Here is a 3,230-nt window from a genome sequence, read left to right as displayed (position 1 = left end):
GGTACCAGTCCGGCGTTATTTGCCTCTTCTGCGCGATTGATGAGGGCATAGTCTTCCGCGGTGCCCTCGGCCATCGTGCGGTAGGTCGCACGTGCTTGCGTGCTCATGGCCGGCTCCTCTCGACGCGCGTTTGTATCCAACGTAGCGGTCGCTTGTTTCGGCCGCGTGTCGCCGGAGGCACCTGACCGCCTCGTGTGGCGCCCAACAAGCGGTCATTGATCTCAGACGGCTGGTCGGATCCGCTGGCAACGCAATTCGGGAGAGGCCACGAATTGAAGCACCGGTCGTGCAGGTTGCGCTGATAGCGCATCGCACCGCTGTGGCGTCGTCAGCCATGCCGCAGGGGCTCTAGTCGTCGCCGAGTAATCCGCAGTGATCCAACGGTCGGGACGAACCGTGAACAACACGCTGGCGGTGTCGCCCATGCCCGCTACGAATGCGCGGCCGCCTTCTTCGCCCAGACAGCGGATCGCGATGGCATTCCGCACCTCCAGCGGCGTCGGGCTGGCGACGTCCACGACGATCCCCTCCACGATCACGTACTGATAGGGAGGCTCCTCGCGCTGAACGACGCGTGTCACCGTGCCGGCCCGCTGGATCAGTCGCGCCTTCCGGGAGGACGTCGCTGAAGGCCGTCATGTTCGGGCCAACACGGCCGCGCCGCGTAGCTATTCCCGCAGCACGTGCGTCTGGTCGGCACTCGCTGGCGCTGGTACTACCGCCGGCGCTTCGGACGCTGAACCCATGAGATCCCACGCTTGTTCACCTGCGCCATGACCAGATCGAAAACGGCTGTTGGACAAGGCATACGCTGAGACGACGAGCCTTCAGTCGCCACGGGTGATTCGGTCTATGACTCCCAACAAGCCCTCGTCCGGGGGGGCTTGTTGGTGTCCTCCCAAAGCGCCGAACAATGCGTTGTAATACAGCCCGTCGCCAGCGAGCTTTACTGCGCGAGCGGCATCGAGGTCGCCGATCCCCTCAACCAGCGCCTGGAGCCAGGCGTTGGAGACCGATTCGGCCGTTGATCGTGCTGCCGCGAAGCCTGCCTGTTGCAGTCGCGCGACTGCCACCAGCGCTCGATCCATCGGCGTGCCCGCGTAATAGGACGTCTGAATGTAGTAGCGCGCGGGACCATCGGGAGCAGCGCGCATCCGTTGCACGTCTTGGGCGGCGAACTCCCGCAGCCGGTCGCACAGACCGTCAACGAGGCGGTCCTTTGACGGAAAGTGGTACAGCAAGCCACCTTTCGACACCCCGGCCAGGCGGGCCACAGCTTCGAGCGTGGCGTGACGTTCTCCTTCAACCGAGAGTAGCTCTGCAAACGCGTCGAGGATTCGGTCACGTACCTGAACCATCTTCGGAGCTTACCGACCGCGGGGAGCACGAGTACCGTTGAACAACGCTGCAATCCGCCGTTGCCGGGCGACTCGCCCGCTGCCATATCCGTGAGTTACTATACCGTCTGGACGGTATATAAATCCAGGTCAAGTGTTGACGACCGATTTTCACGGAGAGGTTTCTCGTGCGGGGGTATGCCGATCTGGTTCGTTCGCCTGGTGTACTGGGAGTCACCTCAGCGCAGTTGTTTGCGCGCCTACCCCTAGGCGTGCTCTCGTTGGCAATTCTGCTCCATGTGCAGAGCGAATCGGGTTCCTACGCACTGGCCGGCAGCGTAGTTGCCTGCGTTAGCGTGGGCGAGGCGATCGCCATGCCGCTGACCGCCCGACTCGCTGGGGCCTTCGGCATCACGAAAACCCTGCTGACGACAGCCGGCATCAACGCCGCCGCCACGCTAGCGGTGGCCTTCGTGGTGCCGAACCTGGTACTTTTTTTCTTGGGACTTCTTGTCGGAGCGTCTATTCCGCCGATCATGCCTGTGGTCCGAGCGTTGTACCCACAAATGGTGCCAGCCGATGCGCTACATACACTATTTGCTCTCGACACCACTGCCCAAGAGCTGATCTGGATCGCCGGGCCCGTCATTGCGACATCCCTTACCTCAGCGGTCTCGACGGTGATGCCCTTGGCACTGTGTTCGGTGATCACCGTCGCCGGCACAGCGTGGCTGTTGCTCAACCCACCAATGCGGGCGCTGCGCATCGAACGGAGCACGTCATCGGTGGGCAAAGCACTGACCGCGCGTGCTGTGATTCTGGCGATGACCGCCAGCCTCACTCTGGTTGCATCATTCATGGCGCTGGAAGTCGGCGTGGTCGCCGACTACGGGGAGCAGAAGGGTCTGGCCGGTGTGGCGTTGGCGATATCCGGCTTTGGGTCGCTGGTCGGCGGACTCACCCTGGGCCATCGCAGACTCTCCACCCATGGACTCGTTGCCACACTGGCCATAGTGGCAATCGGCACCGCTTGCACAGGTCTGGCACCAGATCGGACCTTTCAGATGATGGCACTCTTCTTCGCAGGATTTGGTTTCGCCCCGGCCATGTCGACCCTCTATCTGGCGGCATCCCGGGCAGTCGAACCACACGCCGCGGCCGAGGCGTTTGGCTGGCTGAACACCGCATCCTTGGTAGGTGCGGCCATCGGCACCGCCTTGGCCGGCTTCGCCCAAGACGCGTTCGGCGGCGCCGGACCCTTCGTCACGGCCACGGTGCTCGCCGCCGTGGCGGCCCTAAGCCCGGTGATCATGAGGCCGACCCGACCGCTACCGAAGTTGTCTACCTGATCGGATCTGACTCTGGACGCCCGCCGGTCCGCGTCCGCCGCATTTCTCCCGATACACAGCAGCGCGTCGGTCGAGATGGGGCAGGGGAGAGGCACTGATTGCCGGGATGGCTGTGGCCTGATGGACCGGCGCGTTCCTGCAAGGTTGCGAGGCAAGTTCGTCTGCTGAAGCGTGCAATCGGCGTGGTGCATCAGCGTTCCAATCGGCAGGCCAGCGTCTCGACAACCGGTCGGTCGGCGGCCCGAACAAGGCAATCCCGAAAGGCAACACCATGCAATTCACCTCTGAGACATCGTCGAACGGTGTCATCGAACGCAATTTCATTCTGGATGAGATCACCGGCGTGCTCTGGTCGCCCACATCCGGAACCGTCGGCGCACCGCTGCTGCTGTTGGGGCACTCCGGCGGCATGCACAAGAAGGCGCCGGGACTGGTAGCCAGTGCACTCCACGGCGTGACCACCCATGGGTTCACCGTCGCCGCCATCGACGCGCCCGGACACGGTGACCGGCCCCGAAACCTTCAGGATCAACGGTGGGCCAAG

At 63.5% G+C, this 3,230-nt stretch carries 2 protein-coding genes and 2 pseudogenes; 2 read left to right on the top strand and 2 right to left on the bottom strand.

Going from position 1 to position 3,230, the window contains the following annotated elements; all coding sequences use genetic code 11:
• Nucleotides 1-359: 359 nt before the first annotated feature.
• Both QOI01_RS15185 and QOI01_RS15180 read right to left on the bottom strand, forming a co-directional pair.
• A pseudogene (locus QOI01_RS15185) lies at nt 360-629 on the bottom strand (pyridoxamine 5'-phosphate oxidase family protein); the annotation flags it as partial.
• 198 nt (nt 630-827) lie between these two features.
• Nucleotides 828-1,358 carry a TetR/AcrR family transcriptional regulator gene (locus tag QOI01_RS15180; protein ID WP_526382256.1) on the bottom strand — a complete coding sequence of 177 codons (531 nt, stop codon included), beginning with the start codon at nt 1,356-1,358 and terminating at the stop codon, nt 828-830.
• A 167-nt stretch (nt 1,359-1,525) separates the two neighbouring features.
• Here QOI01_RS15180 and QOI01_RS15175 point away from each other — a divergent pair, with 167 nt between their 5' ends.
• Both QOI01_RS15175 and QOI01_RS15170 read left to right on the top strand, forming a co-directional pair.
• The gene (locus QOI01_RS15175; RefSeq protein ID WP_526382254.1) at nt 1,526-2,686 is read left to right on the top strand and encodes an MFS transporter; all 1,161 of its coding nucleotides are present in this window, start codon (nt 1,526-1,528) and stop codon (nt 2,684-2,686) included.
• Nucleotides 2,687-2,957: 271 nt separating this feature from the next.
• A pseudogene (locus QOI01_RS15170) lies at nt 2,958-3,230 on the top strand (alpha/beta hydrolase); the annotation flags it as partial.

It is taken from the genome of Mycobacterium sp. (genome assembly GCF_032162605.1).
Classification (GTDB): domain Bacteria; phylum Actinomycetota; class Actinomycetes; order Mycobacteriales; family Mycobacteriaceae; genus Mycobacterium.
Note: the sequence above shows the minus strand (reverse complement) of the source record. Positions and strands in the feature narration are given on the sequence as shown.

Excerpts from the sequence above, each read along its gene's own strand:
- QOI01_RS15180 (WP_526382256.1), bottom strand. The coding sequence starts at position 1,358 with ATGGTTCAGGTACGTGACCGAATCCTCGACGCGTTTGCAGAGCTACTC.